22 protein-coding genes and 1 other RNA gene are annotated in these 23,053 nt (G+C 50.3%); 10 read left to right on the plus strand and 13 right to left on the minus strand.

The genetic code is table 11. The features are described from left to right. Window positions 1-193: 193 nt before the first annotated feature. The 6 genes from htpG to DUT67_RS16390 form a co-directional block, all read right to left on the minus strand. Entirely contained in the window at window positions 194-2,077 is a 1,884-nt protein-coding gene (gene htpG, locus DUT67_RS16365; RefSeq protein WP_173361620.1) for a molecular chaperone HtpG, read from the minus strand. Between the two features lie 175 nt (window positions 2,078-2,252). Next, complete coding sequence (gene recR, locus DUT67_RS16370) at window positions 2,253-2,858, minus strand: recombination mediator RecR (protein ID WP_113627417.1); 606 nt, start codon at window positions 2,856-2,858, stop codon at window positions 2,253-2,255. Further along, window positions 2,858-3,187 carry a YbaB/EbfC family nucleoid-associated protein gene (locus DUT67_RS16375; protein WP_005976112.1) on the minus strand — a complete coding sequence of 110 codons (330 nt, stop codon included), beginning with the start codon at window positions 3,185-3,187 and terminating at the stop codon, window positions 2,858-2,860. The genes recR and DUT67_RS16375 overlap by 1 nt, the downstream gene beginning before the upstream one ends. 40 nt (window positions 3,188-3,227) lie before the next feature. Then, window positions 3,228-5,303 (minus strand): DNA polymerase III subunit gamma/tau, encoded by a 2,076-nt coding sequence (gene dnaX / locus DUT67_RS16380; RefSeq protein ID WP_113632866.1) that lies wholly within the window; start codon window positions 5,301-5,303, stop codon window positions 3,228-3,230. Between the two features lie 74 nt (window positions 5,304-5,377). Then, complete coding sequence (gene apt, locus DUT67_RS16385) at window positions 5,378-5,935, minus strand: adenine phosphoribosyltransferase (protein ID WP_113632867.1); 558 nt, start codon at window positions 5,933-5,935, stop codon at window positions 5,378-5,380. 214 nt (window positions 5,936-6,149) lie between these two features. Next, the gene (locus tag DUT67_RS16390; RefSeq protein WP_113632868.1) at window positions 6,150-6,545 is read right to left on the minus strand and encodes a DUF454 family protein; all 396 of its coding nucleotides are present in this window, start codon (window positions 6,543-6,545) and stop codon (window positions 6,150-6,152) included. Between the two features lie 225 nt (window positions 6,546-6,770). On the opposite strand from DUT67_RS16390, the gene DUT67_RS16395 reads away from it, so the two are divergent. Next, the gene (locus DUT67_RS16395) at window positions 6,771-7,307 is read left to right on the plus strand and encodes a primosomal replication protein PriC (RefSeq protein ID WP_113632869.1); all 537 of its coding nucleotides are present in this window, start codon (window positions 6,771-6,773) and stop codon (window positions 7,305-7,307) included. 37 nt (window positions 7,308-7,344) lie between these two features. Then, on the plus strand, window positions 7,345-7,524 hold the full coding sequence (gene rsmS, locus DUT67_RS16400) for a pleiotropic regulatory protein RsmS (protein ID WP_113627415.1): 180 nt from the start codon (window positions 7,345-7,347) through the stop codon (window positions 7,522-7,524). A 46-nt stretch (window positions 7,525-7,570) separates the two neighbouring features. Here the strand turns inward: rsmS and acrR are convergent, their stop codons facing one another. Next, window positions 7,571-8,212 carry a multidrug efflux transporter transcriptional repressor AcrR gene (acrR, locus tag DUT67_RS16405; protein WP_113632870.1) on the minus strand — a complete coding sequence of 214 codons (642 nt, stop codon included), beginning with the start codon at window positions 8,210-8,212 and terminating at the stop codon, window positions 7,571-7,573. A gap of 165 nt (window positions 8,213-8,377) precedes the next feature. On the opposite strand from acrR, the gene DUT67_RS16410 reads away from it, so the two are divergent. From DUT67_RS16410 to DUT67_RS16435, 6 genes are all read left to right on the plus strand, one after another. Beyond that, window positions 8,378-9,571 (plus strand): efflux RND transporter periplasmic adaptor subunit, encoded by a 1,194-nt coding sequence (locus DUT67_RS16410; protein WP_048259151.1) that lies wholly within the window; start codon window positions 8,378-8,380, stop codon window positions 9,569-9,571. Between the two features lie 28 nt (window positions 9,572-9,599). After that, window positions 9,600-12,728, plus strand: a complete 3,129-nt coding sequence (locus DUT67_RS16415; RefSeq protein WP_113632871.1) for an efflux RND transporter permease subunit — start codon at window positions 9,600-9,602, stop codon at window positions 12,726-12,728. A gap of 213 nt (window positions 12,729-12,941) precedes the next feature. Then, window positions 12,942-13,190: a type B 50S ribosomal protein L31 gene (locus DUT67_RS16420; protein ID WP_113632872.1), complete on the plus strand. Its 249-nt coding sequence runs from the start codon at window positions 12,942-12,944 to the stop codon at window positions 13,188-13,190. 17 nt (window positions 13,191-13,207) lie between these two features. Next, window positions 13,208-13,351 carry a type B 50S ribosomal protein L36 gene (ykgO, locus tag DUT67_RS16425; protein WP_005976091.1) on the plus strand — a complete coding sequence of 48 codons (144 nt, stop codon included), beginning with the start codon at window positions 13,208-13,210 and terminating at the stop codon, window positions 13,349-13,351. A 597-nt stretch (window positions 13,352-13,948) separates the two neighbouring features. Further along, window positions 13,949-14,317 carry an Hha toxicity modulator TomB gene (gene tomB, locus DUT67_RS16430; RefSeq protein ID WP_005976089.1) on the plus strand — a complete coding sequence of 123 codons (369 nt, stop codon included), beginning with the start codon at window positions 13,949-13,951 and terminating at the stop codon, window positions 14,315-14,317. Between the two features lie 53 nt (window positions 14,318-14,370). Beyond that, a complete protein-coding gene (locus tag DUT67_RS16435; RefSeq protein ID WP_011092758.1) occupies window positions 14,371-14,574 on the plus strand; it encodes an HHA domain-containing protein in 204 nt (67 codons plus the stop codon). Between the two features lie 441 nt (window positions 14,575-15,015). Here DUT67_RS16435 and ffs read toward each other — a convergent pair. Further along, window positions 15,016-15,112: signal recognition particle sRNA small type (gene ffs / locus DUT67_RS16440), an RNA gene on the minus strand. Between the two features lie 184 nt (window positions 15,113-15,296). Here ffs and DUT67_RS16445 point away from each other — a divergent pair. Next, on the plus strand, window positions 15,297-15,617 hold the full coding sequence (locus DUT67_RS16445) for an MGMT family protein (RefSeq protein ID WP_015839360.1): 321 nt from the start codon (window positions 15,297-15,299) through the stop codon (window positions 15,615-15,617). 19 nt (window positions 15,618-15,636) lie between these two features. Here DUT67_RS16445 and DUT67_RS16450 read toward each other — a convergent pair whose 3' ends face one another. Beyond that, complete coding sequence (locus DUT67_RS16450) at window positions 15,637-16,218, minus strand: YbaY family lipoprotein (protein ID WP_048259148.1); 582 nt, start codon at window positions 16,216-16,218, stop codon at window positions 15,637-15,639. A 212-nt stretch (window positions 16,219-16,430) separates the two neighbouring features. Here DUT67_RS16450 and tesB point away from each other — a divergent pair, with 212 nt between their 5' ends. Beyond that, a complete protein-coding gene (gene tesB / locus DUT67_RS16455; RefSeq protein ID WP_113632873.1) occupies window positions 16,431-17,294 on the plus strand; it encodes an acyl-CoA thioesterase II in 864 nt (287 codons plus the stop codon). A 118-nt stretch (window positions 17,295-17,412) separates the two neighbouring features. Here tesB and amtB read toward each other — a convergent pair whose 3' ends face one another. The 4 genes from amtB to DUT67_RS16475 form a co-directional block, all read right to left on the minus strand. Continuing rightward, entirely contained in the window at window positions 17,413-18,699 is a 1,287-nt protein-coding gene (gene amtB / locus DUT67_RS16460) for an ammonium transporter AmtB (RefSeq protein ID WP_048259146.1), read from the minus strand. Window positions 18,700-18,738: 39 nt separating this feature from the next. Further along, a complete protein-coding gene (gene glnK / locus DUT67_RS16465; protein WP_002208627.1) occupies window positions 18,739-19,077 on the minus strand; it encodes a P-II family nitrogen regulator in 339 nt (112 codons plus the stop codon). 360 nt (window positions 19,078-19,437) lie between these two features. Then, window positions 19,438-21,213, minus strand: coding sequence for a SmdB family multidrug efflux ABC transporter permease/ATP-binding protein (locus DUT67_RS16470; protein ID WP_113632874.1), 1,776 nt, complete (start codon window positions 21,211-21,213; stop codon window positions 19,438-19,440). Further along, window positions 21,206-22,975, minus strand: a complete 1,770-nt coding sequence (locus tag DUT67_RS16475; protein WP_113632875.1) for a SmdA family multidrug ABC transporter permease/ATP-binding protein — start codon at window positions 22,973-22,975, stop codon at window positions 21,206-21,208. Before DUT67_RS16475 ends, DUT67_RS16470 begins: the two co-directional genes overlap by 8 nt. Window positions 22,976-23,053: the final 78 nt, after the last annotated feature.

Genomic DNA, 23,053 nt, shown 5'->3' on the forward strand with positions numbered 1-23,053 from the left:
ACGCTTATGCTCAAGGAACGGGCTCGGTTCAGCATCGCGTAGGCAGATGAAAAAAAGTCAGATACCTAAAAATATGGTTTGCCGCCTGCCCAATGTTGCCATTCAGTGTAGACGAAGAAACCCTCGTAAGAGGAAGGACGAGTAAAAATCGGGGAAGACCCCGGTTGGTTCCGGGGTCTGAAGAACATCAATATCAGGCGCTTAATAGCTGATTCATACGACGAATGAACAGGTTCGGATCGTCAAGCGTACCGCGTTCGGCTAACAGAGCCTGATCCAGCAGCAGTTCAACCCACTCGCCAAATTCAGCCTCATCAGAAACGTCAGCTGCACGTTTAATTAACGCGTGCTCTGGGTTCAGTTCAAAAATGTACTTCACTTCTGGCGCCTGTTGGCCCGCAGCGGCGAACAGTTTCGCCATCTGCGTACTCATCTCGTCGGCATCCGTCACGACAATCGCAGGCGTATCGGTCAGACGGTATGTGAAACGTACGTCTTTAACGCGTTCGCCCAACAGAGTTTTCACTCGCTCAACAAACGGCTCCAGCGCTTTTTGTGCTTCTTTCTGCGCATCGTTTTCTTCATCAGCCAGTTTATCCAGCGTGTCATCCGCTTTGCTGACAGACTGGAAGGATTTACCGTCGAACTCGGTCAGGTAGCTCATCATCCATTCGTCAATGCGTTCGGACAACAGCAAGACTTCGATACCTTTCTTACGGAACAGTTCGAGGTGTGGACTGCTCTTCGCCGCTGCATAGCTGTCTGCGGTGATGTAGTAGATCTTGTCCTGACCTTCCACCATCCGGCTAACGTAATCTTCCAGCGATACCGTCTGCGCGGAACTGTCGGATTGCGTGGTAGCAAAACGCAGCAGTTTCGCGATTGCTTCACGGTTGCTACCGTCTTCCGCTGGGCCTTCTTTCAGCACCAAGCCGAACTGTTGCCAGAACGTTTGGTATTTTTCCGCGTCGTCTTTCGCCAGTTTATCCAGCATTTGCAGCACACGCTTGGTCAACGCATTACGCAAGTTTTGCGTCACACGGCTGTCCTGCAAAATTTCACGGGAAACGTTTAACGGCAGATCGTTAGAATCTATCAGGCCGCGAACAAAACGCAGGTAGTTCGGCATGAACTGTTCGGCGTCGTCCATAATGAATACACGCTGAACATACAATTTCAGACCGTGTTTATGATCGCGATTCCACATATCCCACGGTGCATGTGCGGGAATGTAGAGCAGGCTGGTGTACTCCTGCTTGCCTTCCACACGGTTGTGGCTCCAGCTCAGCGGATCGGTAAAGTCATGGGAGATGTGCTTATAAAATTCGTTGTACTCATCATCGCTGACTTCAGATTTACTGCGCGTCCACAGGGCTTGTGCCTTGTTAATTTTTTCCCAACTAACGGTGGACTCACCGCCTTCTTCTTCGCTTTCTGTCTGAGATTCGATTTCTACTGGCAGCGCGATATGGTCGGAATATTTACTGATGACAGAACGCACACGCCAGTCATCCAGAAACTCGTCTTCACCTTCACGCAGGTGCAGAGTGATTTCCGTTCCGCGATCGTCTTTGGTGATGTCAGCAATCGTGTAATCGCCTTCACCGGCAGATTCCCAATACACGCCCTGATCGGCATTTGCGCCCGCAGCACGGGTACGCACGGTCACTTTATCCGCAACGATGAAGGCAGAGTAGAAGCCCACACCAAACTGACCAATCAGTTGGCTATCTTTAACCTGATCGGAACCCATGGATTCCAGAAAGGACTTAGTGCCCGATTTCGCAATCGTACCGAGATTATCAATCACTTCGTCACGGCTCATGCCGATACCGTTGTCAGAAATCGTCAGAGTACGTTTTTCTTTATCCGTAGATACGCGCACGCGCAGGTCGCCATCGCCCGCATACAGTTCTGGTGTGGACAGCGCACGGAAACGTAGCTTGTCTGCCGCATCGGAGGCGTTGGAGATCAATTCACGCAGAAAAATTTCTTTGTTGGAATAAAGCGAATGGATCATCAAATGCAGGAGTTGCTTAACTTCGGACTGGAACCCGCGAGTTTCTTGGCCTTTCATACTCATTGTTGCTTACCTCAATCCTAATATTATTCAGGCTGATTAAACTGACGATAAGTAGCAAGTGGGGATAAACCAAGATGATTTCAAGGGGTAAATTTCAGCGGATCACGAAAATGGTGGGAGAAGAAAAGAAGACTGCGGCTGCCAGAGAGTGACGCTGACAGCCGACAGATTAAAACCGGAAAGGCTGACGACCCGCGAGCGAATGGGAAAGCGTTGTGCCATCGACCATTTCCAGCTCACCGCCAACGGGAACACCGTGTGCAATGCGGCTAGCCATCACGCCGTGTTGTGCGCAGAGTTCAGCGATATAGTTCGCTGTGGCATCGCCTTCTACCGTCGGGTTAGTAGCCAGAATGACTTCGTTTACCGATTCCACTTGCAGGCGCTCTTCCAACCGCCCCAAACCGATGTCGTCCGGGCCAATGCCATCCAGCGGCGACAAATGCCCCATCAGTACAAAGTAACGACCGGCAAACTGCCCCGTCTGTTCAATAGCATGAATATCAGCCGGGCTTTCTACAACGCAAATCTGCCCATTTTGCTGACGGCGCGGATTCGAGCAAATCGCACAAACGTCCTGCTCGGTGAATGTCCGACAATCGCTACAGTGACCGATTTCGGACATCGCCCGCGTCAACGCCTGCGCTAGGCGCATACCACCGCTGCGGTTACGTTGCAGCAGTTGAAACGCCATGCGCTGCGCCGACTTGGGCCCAACGCCCGGCAGGCAGCGCAGCGCTTCCATCAATGATTCAAGAAGCGGACTGGTCTGCATTAGAACGGCATCTTGAAGCCCGGCGGCAATTGCATACCGCTGGAAACCGATGCCATTTTTTCTTTCTGCGTTTCAGCGATGCGGCGAGCGGCATCGTTGAACGCTGCTGCGATCAGATCTTCCAGCATCTCTTTGTCGTCTTCCATCAGGCTTGGATCGATCTCAACACGGCGGCAGTTATGCGCACCGTTGATCGTGATTTTCACCAGACCCGCGCCCGATTCGCCCGTGACTTCCAGATTCGCCACTTCTTCCTGCATCTGCTGCATTTTTTCCTGCATCTGCTGGGCTTGCTTCATCAGGTTGCCAATTCCACCTTTACCAAACATAGTTTTCTCTCTATCACGTCGGGCTGCGCACTCGCAGCGGTTAAACAGGGCGGATACTTTCTTCGTCCAGTTCCGCATCAAAGAAACGCCGCAGCGTTTGAATCGTTGTATCGTCTAGAATCGACTGACGCGCCTGCGCCAGCTTCTCTTCATATATGGCCTGACGCCACTCCAGCGGCGTTCGCACCGCTGGGTTGTCGTCTTCCGTAATCAGTAATTCTACAGGATGCCCATAGTGAGCCGTCAATGCGTCCAGCAGCGTCTTTTGCGCCGCAGGCGAATTCAGATGCCGCTGAGATGAACGTAGATGCAGATGCATCTTGCCTGCCTCATCACTCTCTTTAAACGCATTGAGTGCCAGCTGTTGTACCAGCTTTGGCAGCGTCAGGCGATGGATTTCCGCCGCCCATGGATCCCGTTCCAATGACTCTTCCGCCAGTCGTGCCGCCAGTTCAGGCGTTTTTTCGTGCTCTAATGCCGAACGCAGCGCTTTTGGCGTCGCCACATCGACCTTCTCTTCCTCGACTTTATTCTGCGCCCGCCAACGGTACGCTTCCGGCTTTTTAGGCTCGGTGGAAGAGGTTTTCGCGTTTTGCCGTTGAATGCTGCGCTCAGTTACCGAAGCCAATCGCTCCAGTGCTGAGGTTGCCGGCCGCGTGTTGTCAGACGCTGCCGGTTCAGCCTTTTTTGGTGGAGTACTCCCCTGTTTTCGCAGGAGCTGACTGCGAGCCTGTAACAATTGGGACGTCGCATCAGGTAATTCACTCTCACTATGCTGATCCGCAGAACCGACCGTAGCAGTTGGTTCCCCTAACGGCGGCGCATACGCGGAGGCATCCATCGGCGGTTCGGGAGAATAAGATGACGGTAGTACGTCGCCATGAGATTCAGTGTTGTGCGGCATTGGCGCACGAGCCATCGTCGATGCCGTTGCCGCAGGTTGCTGCTGTGCAGTCGGCTGGATAGAAGGCGCACGCGCAGCCTGAGCAGGCGCGGCACTCACTGGTGCAACAGGTTCGGCAATAATCTGGCTGGGATGAAACGCCAACGCTCTCAACAGCGTCATTTCAGCACCCATACGACGATCTGGTGCAAAAGGCAGTTCTTTGCGGCCAATGAGCATCGTCTGGTAATAAAGCTGCACGTCCGCAGGCGGCAACGCTCGCGCCAACTCTCGGATACGGGCTTCAACTGCCGCGTAATCATCGCCCAACGCCGCAGGCAGCAGTTGAACCATCGCAATACGGTGTAACAGCGTCTGGGTTTCCACCAATAGCGATTCCCAGTCCACTCCCCGAGCCGCAACCTGATCAAGCAGTGACATCACCTGTGCGCCATCGCCTTTCGCCAGCGCTTCAATCAGTGCCAACGGCTGCTCATCATCCAGCGTACCCAGCATTTGGCTGACTGAAGCCGTCGTGACCTGCCCCTGCCCCATGGCAATGGCCTGATCGGTCAGACTTAACGCATCACGCAGGCTACCATCGGCAGCACGCGCCAGAAGCTGCAGCGCACGTGGTTCACTGACGAGATTTTCCGCCTGTAGTACCTGTTCCAAATGCGCACGAATCTGTTCGACATCCAGCGCTTTGAGATGAAATTGCAGACAACGCGACAGAATGGTCACTGGCAGTTTCTGCGGATCGGTGGTCGCCAACAGGAATTTGACGTGCGGAGGTGGCTCTTCCAGCGTTTTTAACAACGCATTAAAGCTGTGGCGCGATAACATGTGTACTTCGTCAATCAGGTACACCTTGAATCGCCCACGCGCAGGAGCATACTGCACGTTATCCAACAGATCGCGCGTGTCTTCGACTTTAGTACGAGATGCGGCGTCGATTTCAATCAAATCGACAAAACGACCCTGTTCAATTTCTCGGCAGTTATCACACTGGCCGCACGGCGTTGCCGTCACGCCCTGTTCGCAATTCAGCCCTTTTGCCAGCAAACGGGCAATTGTCGTCTTCCCGACACCGCGGGTGCCAGAAAACAAATAAGCGTGATGGATTCGACCTAAGGAAAGGCCGTTAGCCAACGCGGTCAGGACATGTTCCTGACCGACAACTTGGGTAAAGGTTTGGGGACGCCACTTACGGGCAAGAACCTGATAGCTCATCAATACCGCAACAGTCGAGTTATTGAGGCGATCATGCTAACACAGCCACGCCGCTATCGGCGAGACTGTTATGATTAATGTCCGGGGAAGTCAACCAGGCTATAGCAGGTTACACCCATCTCAGTCAGGCGTTGCTCGCCACCCAGATCGAACAGGTTAATGATAAAAGCGGCATCCTTTACCGTGCCACCCAGACGACGGATCAATTTCACCGTAGCTTCAAGCGTACCGCCCGTTGCCAGCAGATCGTCGATCACCAGCACATTATCACCAGCGGAGATCGCATCGGCATGAATTTCCAACGTATCTGAACCGTATTCCAGTTCATAGCTTTCACTGATCGTTGGACGTGGCAGTTTGCCCGGTTTACGCACGGGAACAAAACCCACACCCAGCGCCAGCGCAACTGGGGCGCCAAACAGAAAACCACGCGCTTCGGTGCCGACAACCTTCGTCACACCGGTGTTGCGATAACGGTTCGCCAGCATTTCAATACTGGCCGCATAGGCCACAGGATCTTCCAGCAGGCTGGTGACATCACGGAACAGTATGCCCAGCTTTGGATAATCGGGGATGCTTTTGATACTGTTTTTAATTAATTCTGCCTGCTGCTGCGCTGTTACGGTCGTCATAGTTGTGCCTGATAAAACGTTCTGAACATACAAATGCCGGTCGCCACAAGGCTTTTATCATCGCACGATGTGATGAATAAGCATTATGACAAAGAGGAAAATGGCGACCCGTGCACGAAAACGCTCAAATCTAGTCAAAGTGACGGATAAATGCAACCATCCGCACTCTGGGTGGGTATTTTTTGTCTACCCGTCACGGAGGCCGCCGTTTGCGCTATCTTTTCGGATCCGCGCCCTGCGTTTGTTGTTCTGGATCAACCACAGGTAAACGAAGCATGAAGGTCAGCAAAATAGTTAAAATGACCAACAGCAAGAGCCTGACCCAGACTAGCTTGACCAGCCAGAGCGAAAGCGCGAACGTCAGTAGAATCATGGTGACGGCCTTCCACTTGGCTCCTGGCGGCAAGGCTCGATGTTGCTGCCAGTGGCGCAGATAGCTACCAAACCAGGATCGGTACAGCAGCCAGTCATGGAAACGCGGGGACGAGCGGGCAAAACACCAAGCGGCCAGTAACAAGAATGGTGTGGTCGGTAATAAAGGCAATACGACACCCAACGTTGCCAGCACAACGGAAACCCACCCCAGTATAATCAGCAACACACGATACATATTCACCTTTACGCTTTGTTCACTACCAAATATGTTTTGTCTACTCAATATGCTTTGCCTACGACAATATCCATCACACTTTATCACCACCTTGCCTGATGGATTAGTTAAGATATCCTCATGCAGTACATAAAGCGACGTAGGCTAGTTATGCGATATACCACGCGCTGGCACACCACATAAAGGCGGCTTGCTGAATCATCAGCCTTACCGTAAGGGAAAAAAGTGAATACGCATCAATTGCTGCAGGCGCTTGAACAACAAATTAACACGCTGGCGAAAGAGCTTGAACCGTTGGCGGATAAAGCGGTGCCGCAATCGCGCTTTGATCGTCAGCTTTTTAGCAGCTACGGCACCCGACTACGTGACTATCGCGCCGAGGTTGAACAAAACCTGCATGCAATAAAACAGCTAGTCGCCGAACAGCGCACCGATCGTGTGGCATTTCTGGCTGAAAAGCTGGTTAGCCAGATAGCGGCATTGCAGCGTGAACTGGCAACGCAATCATTGCGCAAGCAAGAGCAACGTGTCGCACCACAACAGGAAGATGTGTATCACAAGCTGGCGGAGCATCAGGATTATGAACGCCGCTTGCTTTCCATGATTCAGGACAGAGAAAGTCTGCTCATTACACAGACGCTTTTCAGCGAGCAACAACGGCTGCAAAAAGAGCTGGCCGCGCTGGAAGGACGGCTGTCACGCTGCCGTCAGGCACTATTACGCCTGGAGCGTCAGATCGAACGCCGGGAACAAGGACTGTAGCGCGGCAGCTTCGCCGAGAAAGGAGAGGTACTGATTTATGTCACTTGAAAACGCCCCACCCGAAGTCAAGCTGGCGGTTGATTTGATTATGCTGCTGGAAGAAAACCAAATCGACCCTCGTATCGCGCTAGCCGCACTGGCAATGGTACGAGCCGATTTTGAGAAAAAGCTCTCGCAAGAAGAAAGCAACGCTGAATCCTCCGCCCAAGGCAAATAGCTCAGCGCTTTAAAGACAAGAGGTGTTAACGCGGGCGAACCACGACTTACTCAGCAGGTTTGCGTAACGCAGGGCTAAAATGCAACATATCGATAAAGGCATCCACCAGCGCTGGCGCTTCCTGATCGAGATCGAAACTTTCCGGCATAAATAACCAGTTTTCCATCACGCCGGAAAAATAAGCCCGCAGCGCAATCGCCGCACGACGGGGATAAATGTCCGTTGGCAACATTCCCATGCGGATGCACTTAATCAGGTTTTCTTCGATATCGACATAGCAGGAAAGATAAAGCTCTTTGCGTGCATTATACGATTGCAACATTTCACCGACAAACTCACATTTGTGAAAAGCGATCTCCATAATGGAACGCCAGTGAGTATCGCTAACGGTTAAACGCAGCATATAAATCAATAATTCACGCATCACACGGAGTGGATTATCAGGGAATTTTGTCTGATACTCTATTTCAAACTCACTGATTTTTGACTCTGCCAGAGCCCAGATTTCATCAAAAATTTCGGCTTTGTTCTTAAAATGCCAATAAATAGCACCGCGGGTCACACCAGCAGCAGTCGCAATGTCAGACAATGAAGTCGCAGACACACCATGCTCAGAGAACACTCTTAACGCAGTATCCAGTATCTGTTGCCGGGTTTCCTGAGCCTGTTTTTTGGTTTTTCGTGCCATGATAATTTGGTTTTTCGTGCCATATCGCTGTATTTGAAGGAAAGTGAGATTTACATACATTCAAGTATGTATGTAACATAGCATGAACATAAGACTATAGCAGCAATGGGTTTTTGAGCTTGTGATCCATTGGTCAATTTCAAATCGGACACTTGAGGTTTATCTATGAACAAAAACAGAGGGCTAACGCCTCTGGCGGCAGTTCTGATGCTTTCTGGCGGCTTAATGCTTGCAGGATGTGATGACGGCAACAATCAGCAAGGCGGCGCACAGCAGCAGATGCCTGAAGTGGGTATTGTTACGTTGAAAACGGAAGCACTGAATGTTATGACCGAACTGCCGGGCCGTACAAGTGCTTACCGCATTGCAGAGGTTCGCCCACAGGTTGGCGGTATTATCCTCAAACGCAACTTCGTTGAAGGATCTGACGTTAAATCTGGCGCATCGCTGTATCAGATCGATCCTGCGACATACCAGGCAAACTATAATAGCGCCAAAGGTTCACTTGCTCAGGCACAGGCTCAGGCAGAAATTGCCCGCCTGACGGTTAACCGCTATAAACCACTGCTGGGCACCAACTACGTCAGCAAGCAGGATTACGATCAGGCAGTTGCCACTTCTCGTCAGGCTGACGCAGCGGTTCAGGCAGCTAAAGCAGCAGTAGACACTGCACAAATAAATCTGGCGTACACCAAAGTTAATTCCCCAATCGAAGGCCGCGTGGGTAAATCCACGGTGACGGAAGGCGCATTGGTGGCCACCGGCCAAGCAACGGCATTAACGACCGTACAGCAGTTGGATCCAATCTATATCGATGTCACGCAGTCCAGTAATGATTTCCTGCAACTGAAGAGAGAGCTGGAAAACGGCACGCTGAAACAGAATGAAGGCAAAGCGAATGTTCGCCTGCTGTTGGAAAACGGTACCGAATATGCCGAAGCGGGTACATTGGAATTCTCTGATGTAACGGTAGATGAAACCACAGGTTCCATCACGCTGCGCGCTATTTTCCCAAACCCACAGCATAACCTGCTCCCCGGTATGTTTGTACGAGCTCGCCTCGATTCCGGTGTTAACCCAACGGCCTTGTTAGTACCTCAACAAGGTATCACCCGCGATCCGCGTGGTCAGGCCACGGCGATGGTTGTTGGGGAAGGCGATAAAGTGGAGCCACGCACGCTTAAAACCAGTAAAGCAATTGGTGACAAATGGTTGGTTACCGAAGGCTTGAAAGCGGGCGATCGCGTTATTGTCACTGGTCTGCAAAAAATCAGACCCGGTGCGCAGGTGAAAGCTAAAGAAGTCGCTCCAGAAAATCAGCAGGCGCAACAAGCGTCAGCAGAACCCGCGAAGTCTTAAGACGTTCTAACAGGAGCCGGTACAATTCATGGCTAAGTTTTTTATAGATCGACCCATTTTTGCATGGGTACTCGCCATCATGGTGATGCTGACGGGGTTGCTGGCAATTGTTAAATTACCCATTGCCCAGTATCCAACAATCGCGCCACCCGCGATTGAAATAACAGCAAACTATCCTGGGGCCGATGCATCAACGCTGCAAGATTCCGTTACGCAGGTTATCGAACAGAATATGAACGGTATCGATAACCTGATGTACATGTCATCAAGCAGTGACTCCTCAGGTACAGTCCAGATTACACTGACCTTTGAGGCTGGTACCGATCCGGACATCGCGCAGGTTCAGGTGCAGAACAAGCTGCAACTGGCCATGCCGCTGCTACCGCAGGAAGTACAGCAGCAAGGGGTTAACGTTCAGAAATCAAGTAGCAGCTTCCTCATGGTTGCCGCCTTCATTAGTGAAGACGGTAAAATGTCGCAGGAAGATATCGCTGACTACGTGGCCGCTAACGTTAAAGACCCTATCAGCCGTACATCTGGCGTAGGTGACGCGCAGCTATTTGGCTCCCAGTACGCCATGCGTATCTGGTTGGATCCGAACAAGCTTAATAACTATCAGTTAACTGCAGGTGACGTCAGCGCAGCAATCCGTGTTCAAAACAACCAGATCGCCGCAGGACAATTGGGGGGCGCTCCACCGGTTCCCGGCCAGCAGTTGAACGCCTCGATCATTGCGCAAACCCGTCTGAATTCAGCAGAAGAGTTTTCTAAAATACTGCTGAAAGTTAACGCGGATGGGTCTCAGGTTCGCCTTAAAGACGTCGCACGCGTTGAGCTGGGTGCAGAAGGCTACGACGTTATCGCACGTTTCAATGGGAAACCTGCTGCCGGTATCGGTATCAAATTGGCAACAGGCGCGAACGCGCTGGATACCGCAACTGCCGTAAAAGATGCCCTGACGAAAGCGGAAGAGTTCTTCCCTTCTGGCCTGAAAGTCGTTTACCCGTACGATACAACGCCCTTCGTTAAGATCTCGATCAGCGAAGTAGTGAAAACGCTGGTGGAAGCTATTGTACTGGTATTCCTTGTGATGTACCTGTTCCTGCAGAACTTCCGTGCCACGTTGATCCCAACAATCGCAGTGCCGGTCGTCTTGCTGGGGACCTTTGCTATTCTCTCCGCGTTTGGTTATTCGATAAACACCTTGACGATGTTCGCGATGGTTCTTGCCATCGGGCTTCTGGTGGACGATGCCATCGTCGTCGTGGAAAACGTAGAACGTGTTATGGCGGAAGAAGGTCTGCCGCCTAAAGAAGCGACCAAACGATCCATGGAGCAGATCCAAGGCGCGTTGGTCGGTATTGCACTGGTGCTGTCCGCCGTATTCATCCCGATGGCGTTTACTGGTGGTTCAACAGGGGCAATCTATCGTCAGTTCTCCATCACAATCGTTTCGGCGATGGTGCTGTCGGTTCTGGTTGCGTTGATTTTGACACCAGCACTTTGTGCAACACTGCTGAAACCAATCGCCAAAGGCGATCATGGTGAGAAAAAAGGCTTCTTCGGCTGGTTCAACCGACTGTTTGAGAAGAGCACGCAGCACTACACCGACAGCGTGGCGAATATCCTGCGCAGCACTGGCCGTTATCTGGTCATCTATCTGCTGATTGTTGTGGGCCTGGCACTGTTGTTCTTACGTTTGCCAACGTCTTTCCTGCCGGACGAAGACCAGGGGGTTCTCCTGAACATTGTTCAGTTACCTTCAGGTGCAACGCAGGAAAACACCCAGAAAATCATGGACAGAATGACGCAATACTATCTCGACAATGAGAAAGGTAACGTCAAGTCTGTGTTTACCGTGACGGGCTTCGGGTTCTCTGGTCGTGGGCAGAATGCCGGTTTGGCCTTCGCCAGCTTGAATGACTGGAGTGAACGAAGCGGCGCAGAAAATAAAGTTATGGCGATTGCAGGCCGAGCAAACGCGGCCTTTAGCCAGTATAAAGAAGCTATGGTTTTCGCAGTCAACCTTCCTGCGATTATCGAACTGGGTACCGCAACAGGTTTCGACTTCCAGTTGATTGACCAGGCTAACCTTGGGCACGCAAAACTGACGGAAGCACGTAATCAGTTACTGGGCATGGCAGCACAACGCCCTGATACGCTGGTGCAAGTTCGTCCGAACGGGATGGAAGATACGCCGCAATTCCGTCTTGATATCGATCAGGAAAAAGCACAAGCACTTGGTGTGTCACTGTCAGATATCAGCTCAACGTTGGCAACAACGCTGGGTGGTTCTTATGTGAATGACTTTATCGATCGCGGTCGCGTGAAGAAAGTTTACGTTCAGGCCGACGCGCCTTTCCGTATGCTGCCAGATGACATCAAAAACTGGTACATCCGCGGTAGTAACGGACAGATGGTGCCATTCTCCGCCTTCACGCAGAGTCACTGGGAATACGGTTCACCGCGTCTGGAGCGTTATAACGGCCAGCCATCCATGCAAATACAGGGCGAAGCGGCTCCAGGTAAAAGTTCCGGTGACGCCATGGCATTGATGGAAGAGTTCGTCACTAAATTACCGCAAGGTATCGGCTACCAATGGACGGGAATGTCCTATCAAGAGCGGTTATCAGGCAACCAGGCTCCTGCAATCTATGCCATTTCATTGATTGTCGTGTTCCTGTGTCTGGCGGCGCTTTATGAGAGCTGGTCAATTCCGTTCTCCGTCATGCTGGTTGTTCCATTGGGGATCATCGGTGCATTGATTGCAGCGAATATGACGGGTCTTGAAAATGACGTTTACTTTAAGGTGGGCCTGCTAACAACCATAGGGCTATCGGCGAAGAACGCCATATTGATCGTCGAATTTGCTAAAGATCTGATGGAAAAAGAAGGGAAAGGACTGATTGAAGCAACGCTGGATGCTGTTCGTATGCGTTTGCGTCCAATCTTGATGACATCACTGGCCTTTATCCTCGGTGTAATGCCGCTGGTAATCAGTAGCGGTGCTGGTTCCGGTGCACAGAACGCCGTTGGTACTGGCGTAATGGGCGGGATGATTACGGCAACCGTGCTGGCTATCTTCTTCGTTCCGGTGTTCTTCGTTGTTGTCCGCCGTCGTTTCAGCAAGAAAGTAGACGATACAACCGCTCACTAAGACTGAACCCCACCTATATATCCCCTAAAAGGCCGCCTAGCGGCCTTTTTTACGTCCCTCCCCTCACTTCCCGACGCACCGAGTTGTTTTCATCTTATCCGTATCTACAGCGGCTTAGAGAATACTGCCGCCTCACAGAAACATAATAGTTGATCCTGATGCTAAAAAAGCGCAACATGATAGATATGTTATAACATAACAATTGAGGTAACTATGAAAGCGGGTATTCATCCTGACTATCGCACAGTGGTATTTCATGATACCAGCGCGGATGTCTATTACAGGACTGGGTCAACCATTAAAACCGATCGGACCATTGAGCTTGAGGGGACCAACTACCCTTACGTCGTCATCGAGATTTCTTCGGCATCGCATCCCTATTACACCGGGAAGCAAAAAGAATATTCCAAAGAAGGTAGCACGGCGCGCTTCCAGCAGCGTTTCGGGAACTTCTTCAAGTAATCAGAGAGGGTTATTAAATGCAGGTGCTTAGTTCGCTGCGTTCAGCAAAGAATCGCCATAAAGATTGTATTGTGGTCCGCCGTCGTGGGCGAGTTTACGTTATATGTAAATCCAACCCGCGCTTTAAGGCCGTGCAAGGCGGAAAAAAGAAAAAAGGTTAATCTTTCCCTAGCGCATCCCGCTACAGTCTGCGTTATGACACTAACAAGGCTGTACGGGATTACTTTCATGAAAAAACAGCTGAAACAATAAGATAACGAGCCTCCCTCCATCTTATCAATTGAAAGCCTCTTCGCATTACTTCTGCCATTACTCATATTTTCAGATAGAAATAATTAAATAATCCGCAGCCAAGTTTATTCTACGCTGACTACAACAACAAAAAATCAGAGGTTTAATCAAAATAAATAGCAATGAAAACCTTATCTATTATCCGCGAATTTTACGAACACTTTTGCTATAGTCATATATAGAATGACGTAATCGTAACCAACACGGTAGAGCTATACTTAAGGTTAAGTCATGATATGTTGGTATTTACGCCAACCCTATTTCGCGACATAGTAGATAGTAGGAGGTAAGAAAATCTCTGTTTTTTCATTCATTGCTGAACGAATCACAATGCATCAACGTATTGCCTGTAACAGCATGAATACGAAACAATGCTAATGTCTTTATCTTGCAAGTTTCATCAGTCTACCTGTTTACCAGGTGTTAACCGCAGTAACACTGAATAACGGCTTAACGGAGGGATTGATATGGATGAGTACACACCGAAACATTATGATATTGCCCAACTCAGATTCTTATGTGAGAATCTGTGTGACGAAAGCATAGCAACGTTAGGCGATAGCAGTCACGGCTGGGTCAACGATCCAACATCTGCGATCAATCTCCAATTAAATGAACTTATTGAGCATATCGCTACGTTTATTCTCACATTTAAAATAAAATACCCTAACGAAAGTGAGCTTTCAGAGCAGGTTGAAAAGTATTTGGATGATACTTACGTCTTGTTTAGCAACTATGGCATTAATGATGCTGAACTACGGCGCTGGCAGAAATCCAAAGCAAAATTATTCGGAATGTTCTCAGGGGAGAACGTCTGTACGCCTGCTAAAACTTAAGCAATAATTTATTTATATTTTTTAACCACCAGGTACTGTTTGCATAGGCCATTATGAAAAAAATCGACTATTTGATGCGTTTGCGTAAATGCACAACCATTGACACTCTCGAACGTGTTATTGAAAAAAACAAGTATGAGCTCTCCAATGATGAACTGGAGATGTTCTTTTCCGCAGCCGATCATCGTCTGGCTGAACTGACAATGAACAAACTCTACGACAAAATCCCTACCGCAGTATGGCGATACGTACGTTAATTTCTAACGACTCGCATACAAAAACTGACATTAAATACACTGCGCCGATAATATTATCGGCCTTTGTTTTTATTATCTTTTAATGCATTAATTAAGTAATACTTGTAACAAATTGTATTTTTAATATTAAGTAAAAATGAAAATCACCTCTCACTTCACGCTTATTCCCTCGCCACTTATCATTTATAACAATCGCATCGATAACATCACTAATAGTATATAGTGTGATAAAAACAGAGGGCGTAATAATTGCCGCGATTATTACTCGCTAAGCAAAGAAGCATGAGTAATCTTTCCAGAAAACCGAGAGCAGGAAATGGTGACTCAGAGCTTATGCTTGGAGAGCGACTTAGGGTATGTGACAAAGGATGGGATCTATGGGTAGAAAACAAAGGTCGATCTGACGATAGCGTGGTTATACAGAAGCTAAATTGGTGGAGGCCCCGCCAGCTACATCCCGGCACACACGTCTCCTGCTGCGGCTGCTTCCTTCCGGATCTGACCGAGTCCACAGGTTAGTGTTGCGGGAGAACCGACAGGGCCTCCATTGACGACTTCATAACAGCTTGCACATGATAACAACAGTGTGTCACAAAGCGGTGGGCATTATCGGCGATGAGATAGGCAATTGCAAGCTAACCCATACTAACCGTTGTTTTCTTACTCACCTCACTATGCCACTATGATGATCAATCGGCTTAGAAACACGGGAACACCCGCGGATGTCAGAAGAAAACGATAATTTCCGCCAACGCGTTTTTCAAATTGTCGCGGCGATTCCTTATGGGAAAATAGCAACCTATGGCGACATCGCGCAGCTTGCCGACTCACCCAGAGCATCGAGGCAAGTCGGCGGAGTGTTAAAACGCCTACCGAAAGACAGCAAACTCCCCTGGCATCGGGTAATCAATCGTAAAGGAGAAATATCGCTAGTCGGTGGAGATTATGTGCGCCAGAAGTCTGCATTGCAGGCAGAAGGCATCATTTTTAATCGTCAGGGAAAGATTGATCTTGCTAAATATCGTTGGCAATACGCGCCATAACGGCGCGTATACCGATGTATTACCAGACTGGCTGCGGAGCCATCGATGACGATGCAGGCTGTCCCTGAAGCATATGAGGGGTCTGATTCGTCGGGTTAGATATCATTGATTCCTGATTTTTCGCCGGTAAGGGAACAGAAGCGACAGGTACCAACACCAAATCGGCGTTATTTACCCCGTTGCTAATGACCGGCAAGACGTTCTCCGTCACCATGACGATACGATTGTCGATCGCAATCGCTGCGCTAAGTAAGATACGCGCGTTGGGCTGAATATCAGCCGGGTTATACGGCAACTCAAATTGGAAAGGAGCCTGCTTTCCTTCCGTACGCGTCACGCGCTGAGTAATCACTTTTGAAGGCGCATCAGCCAGAGATGCATCAGATACTGTGACGGTCAAAACCGCGTTGTGAGGTAGCGCAATGCGCTGACGAATATTTACAGTACCCGTTACCGCTGGCATCGCAACAGCCGGGCGCTGAGAGGAAACACTGGTGACAGGTGCACCTGTCTGAGGAGAAACACCATAATCACTTCTCTGTGCACATGCAGCCAGAGTCATCGATAACGTGATACCGCCTAAGATATGCCATAATTTCATTCGGTCAGTCTCCTTTATTATTGTCAGACTACCGGCATCGAAAACCGGCACTCATAAACAGTATGAGTCACTAAACACAATAATGATGGTGCAAAATTCTGATTTTTTCCCTGAAAACCGCACATTCATTATAATAAAAGTCCATGGATGGATACTTTATACCTTTAAAAACAAATAGATAATTACCATCCGCATCCATTGAGGCCGATACCATGAGTCAATCACTACAACACCTTCTCGACCTCCTGCATTTAGAGAAACTCGAAGAAGGACTATTTCGCGGACAAAGCGATGATTTGGGGCTGCGCCAGGTCTTTGGTGGGCAGGTCGTCGGTCAAGCTATGTCGGCCGCTAAGCAGACCGTTCCTGTCGAGCGCAACATTCACTCTTTTCATAGCTACTTTTTGTTACCCGGCGATAGTCAGAAACCGATTATTTATGACGTTGAAAACCTGCGCGATGGCAACAGTTTCAGCGCTCGCCGCGTTAGCGCTATCCAGAATGGTCGCCCCATTTTTTATATGACCGCCTCATTTCAAAGCCATGAGGAAGGTTTTGAGCACCAAAATGTGATGCCAGATGTCGCACCGCCAGAGGCGCTGAGATCCGAGCAAGAAATCGCACAAGATATGCAGCATCTTCTTCCACCCCGCTTTCGCGATAAATTTATTCAGGCCAGCCCGATAGAGATGCGCCCGGTTAAATTCCATAACCCGCTCAAGGGCGAAGTAGACGAGCCAGTACGACACGTTTGGTGCCGTGCCAGCAGCCCGTTGCCGGACGATAAGCGTATTCACCAATATCTGCTTGGCTATACGTCTGACTGCAATTTCCTACTCACCGCCTTACAACCTCATGGCGTTGGCTTTTTGGAACCGGGTATGCAGGTCGCCACGATCGATCACTCAATGTGGTTCCACCGTGATTTCCGGCTGGACGACTGGCTGCTCTATACCGTGGAAAGCACATCCGCATCCGGCGCTCGTGGCTTCGTTCGTGGGCAATTCTATACTCGAGAAGGCGTGCTGGTTGCATCCAGCGTGCAGGAAGGCGTGATGCGTCGTCGCCAGCAGTAAATCTGCTGACAAACCGTATTACAACGCTAAAACAACGCAGTTTGAACAACGTTAGCCGTAAAACAAAACAGGCGTGGAGTTTCCTCCACGCCTGTTCACTGTATCTGAACTGCCTTACTTATTGGTTGTAAGCGCTCTCGCCATGGCTGTTAACATCCAGACCTTCGCGCTCTTGCTCTTCAGGTACACGCAGACCGACGATCATATCCGCTACCTTGAAGGCGACAAATGCCACCACGCCAGACCACACCAGACAAACAATCACGCTGAACAGCTGTACCCAAACCTGATGTGCCATTGTCACACCTTCTGCATAGCCCGTTCCACCCAGCGATGCCGACGTGAATACCCCCGTCAAGATACAACCAACGATACCGCACACGCCGTGAACACCGAACACATCACACGGGTCATCCACACGCAGCCATCTTTTCAGTACCGTTACGCCCCACAGGCCTGCAACACCACCAGCCAGACCGATGATCAGAGCGCCACCCACACCAACCGTACCCGCCGCTGGGGTAATTGCCACCAGACCTGCGATACAGCCAGAGCACGCCCCCAACAGAGAAGGCTTACCGCGCACCAACCACTCACCGCCAACCCATGCCAGAATCGCAGCAGCAGTTGCAACAACCGTGTTCAGGAAAGCCAGAGCAGCGACACCGTTCGCAGCACCCGCAGAACCCGCATTGAAACCAAACCAGCCGATATACAGAATCGCGGTACCGATAAACACCATTGGCAGGTTGTGCGGTTTGAAGGCTTCTTTACCAAAACCAGCACGTTTACCCAGCAGGTAAGCACCAACCAACCCAGCAACCGCGGCGTTGATGTGAACGACCGTACCACCAGCAAAGTCTAATGCGCCATCCGCCGCCAGATAGCCACCGCCCCATACCATGTGCGTCATTGGCAGGTAAGAGAATGTCAGCCACAGCCCAACAAAAATCAGCACAGCAGAGAAACGAATACGCTCAGCGATCGCCCCGACAATCAACGCAACGGTGATACAGGCGAAGGAAGCTTGATAAGCCACATGCACAAACTGGTAGTAGGTGCCGCTGATGGACTCAATCCCAATGCCTTTCAGCATAAACGTACTGAAACCACCGAAGAAGGCGTTACCTTCGCTGAAGGCCAGGCTATACCCGTAAACTACCCACAGGATACAGACCATCGCGAACGTTACGCTTACTTGCGTCATCATGGACAGAACGTTCTTAGAACGGATCAGGCCGCCATAAAACAGTGCGATGCCCGGTATAGTCATAAAGAGTACCAATGCGGTACAAATCATAATAAAAGCGTTATCCGCTTTATCAATCGTCGGTGTCGCAGCCATTGCCCAGGACGGGAGTAATGCCGCCACACCGAGACCTAATGAAGAGAGTAGTTTTTTCATTTTCATCCATCCCTATTTACGTATCTACGCTAGGTGTTGTTAAAGTGCGGCTTCGTCAGTTTCACCCGTACGAATACGGATAACCCTTTGCAACTCGGCGACAAAAATTTTGCCATCACCAATTTTTCCGGTGTACGCGGCTTTGCTGATGACGTCGATCACTTCGTCCAGTTGGTCGTCTGCAATCGCGATATCAATTTTTACCTTGGGTAAAAAGTTAACGCTGTATTCTGCGCCACGATATAGCTCCGCGTGCCCTTTCTGACGACCAAATCCTTTCACCTCAGTGACGGTGAGCCCCTGGATGCCGACAGAAGATAACGCTTCACGTACATCTTCCAGCTTGAATGGTTTTATCACCACAGTAACCAGTTTCATTTATCTTCCCCCTAGCCATTACGTTCAGGCTTTCGCCCGCCACTTGTTCGATTACGTACTCTATGAAGTCGGTCTACGTCATGATTAAAGCAAACGGTGTGCCATAAATGATTTATCTGGCATAAATCAGGAGGGAGAACGCGATTAGAGAGAGAAAAGTGCAAAAAGCAAACGCGACAGGACTGGAATAGTGAAGAATTCGGAGCAAGAATTGCACTAAATTAGTGCATGGAGGGTATTTTTAGTGCAGAGCGAGTAAAAACCAGAATCACGATGCTTACTGATGGTGCGAAGCGATGCGTAGACTGTTGGTCTGCACCATACGAGGCAGTGCAGACCGTGGCATTACCGATAATCGTGTTATGCAGGGCAAGATTCCGTGCTGATGGCAGCGAGATCCTCTCCGGCTAGCTGTAATTGATACATTTGATAATAGCGCCCCTGCTGTTGCAGCAGTTGCTCGTGCGTTCCCCGCTCAACCGTTTGCCCATGATGGAGCACCATAATCGTGTCAGCCTCAACGATAGTGGAAAGCCGATGGGCGATGATAATCAAGGTCGTCTGTTCCCTGATGATACGTAGCGCCTTTTGCACCGCCTGCTCCGTACCTGAGTCGATATTCGCAGTGGCCTCATCGAGAATCAGGATTTTAGGCGTTTGCACCAAGACTCGCGCAATCGCTAACAGCTGTTTTTGTCCGGTAGACAGGTTGTTCCCTTGTTCGCCGATGCGCGTATGCAATCCTTCAGGAAAATCTCGAACCAGTTCAGCAAGCTGTACCACTTCCAGCACGTGCCAGACGGCCTCTTCGCTGATATCACGTCCCAGCGTCACATTCACAAACATGGACTCCGCCAGCACAACGGGATCCTGTTGGACCATTGCCACATTTTGGCGCAAAACGGTATGAGAGAGCGTCGATAACGGCCGACCATCAAGCTGAATTTCACCCTCATCTGGCGCGTAATACCCCATAAGCAAGCTCGCTAGTGTACTTTTCCCACTACCGGTATGCCCGACTAAAGCGACAAATCCGCGATCAGGTATCGTCAGAGAAATATTCTGTAGCACACGTTTCTCTGTGCCATATGAGAAAGAGACATCGTCAATATCGACACGCCCGGTAACCAGAGGACGCTCGTCATTGCCGTAGGTCTGCTTTTTGCCATCCATCAGTTCAAAGATACGTTCACCAGCGACGACCGCCTGCTGCAACATGGATTGCTGGGTAGTCAACTCAATCAGTGGTTCATTCAGGCGGCCAAGGTAGTTGATAAACGCGTACAGAACCCCAACGCCAACCGATCCCATCGAGCTAAAACCAAATTGCATCAACAAGCCACACAGTACCATCGCGGCAAATAAGCTCAGCAGCGGCCGCAGCAGAAAACCTTCCAGACGCAAGGCCTTCATACGCGCTTCATAATGTTTATGGCTGGCTGCCCCCAACTTCTTGCCAAAGTGTGCCTGCTGGCGAAATTGTTGAATGACGCCCATGCCATTGATCACTTCGTTGAAACCATCGTTAATGTCCGCCAGATAGCTTCGCACCTTGCGCACCGTCGGCGTACTAAAGCGGTGGTACAGCACCATGACCGTTGCGACCGCGGGGAAAATCATCAGCGCGACGAGCGCCATCTGCCAGTTCAGACTGAACATCGCCACCAGCATTGCACCAACCAACGCCGCACTACGTAATACCGTTGACACCACCATGACGTACAGATCTCTAACTACTTCGGTGTCATTGGTGACGCGTGAAATCAACTGTCCAACAGGTTGTGTATCAAATGTGCTAAGCGGCTGACGCAACGCGGCATCCATTACATCAATACGCAGTTGCTGAACAACACCCACAGCGACCCGATTAAACAGCAGGGTCTGAAAATAGTGCAGCGAGGCTGCCAGAATTTGCAGCAGGATATAGGCCATTGCCAAGCCAGCCGCAATCGCCAGCGGAAATTGGCCTTTTGCCACCAGATCGTCAATAAAATAACTGACCAAAACGGGACCAGAAACTTCAGCGATAGCAGCAATCCACAGCATCAGGACACCCTGTAACAACGGTTTCCGCCAAGGGGAACCATAAGCTAGCAGACGTTTCAGGGTGGGCCAAAACCGTTGAGGGCTATTCATTTTCCGCTCCTTCCAACTGCGGCACATCATCCAGCGCCGCCTCCAGTTGCTGATAACGGTACATATCTCGATACCAACCGGGCTCTGCTGCCAACGCTCTGTGCGTGCCACGCTGCGCTGTTTGTCCCTGTTGCAACACCACGATTTCGTTCGCTTCAGTTAGCGCGGACAGGCGATGTGCGCTGATGATCAGCGTCCGTTTCTCACCCCATGTTTTGAGATTCTGTAAAATCTGGTGCTCCGTTTGCCCATCAACCGCAGACAGCGCATCATCCAACACCAAGATCTCAGCATCTAGCAATAACGCACGCGCAATCGCAATCCGCTGTTTCTGACCGCCCGATAGCATCACACCACGCTCGCCAACCTCGGTCTGGTAGCCCTGAGGCAAACGCAGAATATCGTCATGAACACTCGCAAGCCGCGCCGCCTGTTCAACCTCTTGTTGCGTGGCATCAGGCCGCCCTAGTGCAATATTTTGCGCTACCGTGTCCGAAAACAAAAAAGGCATTTGCCCTACAACGGCAAAACGGCTCCGGAGTTCATCCAAACGAATCGTGTTCAAGGGACGATCGTGATAGCGAATCTCTCCCGGCAGAGTATCGAAATGACGTAAAATCAACGCCAGCAGCGTACTTTTCCCTGACCCTGTCGGCCCACATAACCCCAGCATATTCCCCGGCGCCAACGTAAACTGAACATGTTGTAAAGCATCACGGGTATTATCCGGGTAGCGAAATGCAGAGAGATTCACTTCCAACACGCCCCGTCCGGCAGGCAATGATTCTTCACCGTCTTTCACCACCAGCTCTTCCGCAAGCATCTGACGAATGCGGCCATATGCCGCGCTGCCACGTTCCACAATATTAAACATCCAGGCTAGCGCCAGCATCGGCCAGATCATCAATCCGAGATACATGACAAAGCTGGTCAATAAGCCCAGCGTTATCGAACCGTTAATCACCATCCAACTGCCGCCACCAATCGCCAACAAATTTGAAAGCCCGACGGCAATATAAATCGTGGGATCGAAGCGGGCATCAACCTGAGCGACGTGCATGTTTTTAGCGCCGGCATCCGCCGCAACCTGTGCGAAACGCGAAGATTGGTAGTTTTCCAACCCAAAGGCTTTAATCATCCGAATGCTGGTTAAGCTTTCCTGCGCCTGATCGTTAAGCGAAGAAAACGCCGCCTGTGCGGATTTAAAACGGTTATGCAGTTGGGTGCCGTAGCGTTTGATGAAAAGCGCCATGACCGGCATGGGGAGCAGCGCCAACAGGGTAAGTTCCCAGCTGATTTGAGTGCACATGACAACCAGCACAGCACAGCCCATCACCATCGAATCGACCAGCGTCAGTACGCCCTCTCCGGCGGCAAAGACTACGCGATCGACATCGTTCGTGGCGCGCGCCATCAGATCACCTGTACGATTGCGTTGGTAAAATGCAGGATGCTGACGACTCAGTTGGCGGTAAAAATCTTCTCGTAACTCAACCGCCAACTGGTATGACGCCCCAAACAGGAACACGCGCCACACGTACCGCAACAGATAGACCATGACGGCGGTAAGCAGCATAACGCCAATCCACTTCATCATTTCGGTCATCGACATGCCGTGTTGCGTCACACCATCGACAATAACGCCGACCAGTTTTGGAGGGAGTAATTGTAGAATAGCAATCGCAATCAATAGCGCGACCGCCCCCAGATAGCGCCGCCATTCACGACGAAAATACCAACTCAGTTGAGCAAACAGTCTCACGCGGTTTTCATTCCAATAGCCAAATGGGTCATGACAGACTCAGAAAAGTGATTATACAAAAGATGGATATACACTAAA

The organism is Pectobacterium peruviense, from assembly GCF_003312355.2.
Taxonomy (GTDB): Bacteria; Pseudomonadota; Gammaproteobacteria; order Enterobacterales; family Enterobacteriaceae; genus Pectobacterium; species Pectobacterium peruviense.

Bases quoted from the DNA above. Each gene is read 5' to 3' on its own strand.
- htpG (WP_173361620.1), bottom strand. From the start codon at position 2,077: ATGAAAGGCCAAGAAACTCGCGGGTTCCAGTCCGAAGTTAAGCAACTC.
- recR (WP_113627417.1), bottom strand. From the start codon at position 2,858: ATGCAGACCAGTCCGCTTCTTGAATCATTGATGGAAGCGCTGCGCTGC.
- DUT67_RS16375 (WP_005976112.1), bottom strand. From the start codon at position 3,187: ATGTTTGGTAAAGGTGGAATTGGCAACCTGATGAAGCAAGCCCAGCAG.
- dnaX (WP_113632866.1), bottom strand. From the start codon at position 5,303: ATGAGCTATCAGGTTCTTGCCCGTAAGTGGCGTCCCCAAACCTTTACC.
- apt (WP_113632867.1), bottom strand. From the start codon at position 5,935: ATGACGACCGTAACAGCGCAGCAGCAGGCAGAATTAATTAAAAACAGT.
- DUT67_RS16390 (WP_113632868.1), bottom strand. From the start codon at position 6,545: ATGTATCGTGTGTTGCTGATTATACTGGGGTGGGTTTCCGTTGTGCTG.
- rsmS (WP_113627415.1), top strand. From the start codon at position 7,345: ATGTCACTTGAAAACGCCCCACCCGAAGTCAAGCTGGCGGTTGATTTG.
- acrR (WP_113632870.1), bottom strand. From the start codon at position 8,212: ATGGCACGAAAAACCAAAAAACAGGCTCAGGAAACCCGGCAACAGATA.
- DUT67_RS16410 (WP_048259151.1), top strand. From the start codon at position 8,378: ATGAACAAAAACAGAGGGCTAACGCCTCTGGCGGCAGTTCTGATGCTT.
- DUT67_RS16415 (WP_113632871.1), top strand. From the start codon at position 9,600: ATGGCTAAGTTTTTTATAGATCGACCCATTTTTGCATGGGTACTCGCC.
- DUT67_RS16420 (WP_113632872.1), top strand. From the start codon at position 12,942: ATGAAAGCGGGTATTCATCCTGACTATCGCACAGTGGTATTTCATGAT.
- ykgO (WP_005976091.1), top strand. From the start codon at position 13,208: ATGCAGGTGCTTAGTTCGCTGCGTTCAGCAAAGAATCGCCATAAAGAT.
- tomB (WP_005976089.1), top strand. From the start codon at position 13,949: ATGGATGAGTACACACCGAAACATTATGATATTGCCCAACTCAGATTC.
- DUT67_RS16435 (WP_011092758.1), top strand. From the start codon at position 14,371: ATGAAAAAAATCGACTATTTGATGCGTTTGCGTAAATGCACAACCATT.
- DUT67_RS16445 (WP_015839360.1), top strand. From the start codon at position 15,297: ATGTCAGAAGAAAACGATAATTTCCGCCAACGCGTTTTTCAAATTGTC.
- DUT67_RS16450 (WP_048259148.1), bottom strand. From the start codon at position 16,218: ATGAAATTATGGCATATCTTAGGCGGTATCACGTTATCGATGACTCTG.
- tesB (WP_113632873.1), top strand. From the start codon at position 16,431: ATGAGTCAATCACTACAACACCTTCTCGACCTCCTGCATTTAGAGAAA.
- amtB (WP_048259146.1), bottom strand. From the start codon at position 18,699: ATGAAAAAACTACTCTCTTCATTAGGTCTCGGTGTGGCGGCATTACTC.
- glnK (WP_002208627.1), bottom strand. From the start codon at position 19,077: ATGAAACTGGTTACTGTGGTGATAAAACCATTCAAGCTGGAAGATGTA.
- DUT67_RS16470 (WP_113632874.1), bottom strand. From the start codon at position 21,213: ATGAATAGCCCTCAACGGTTTTGGCCCACCCTGAAACGTCTGCTAGCT.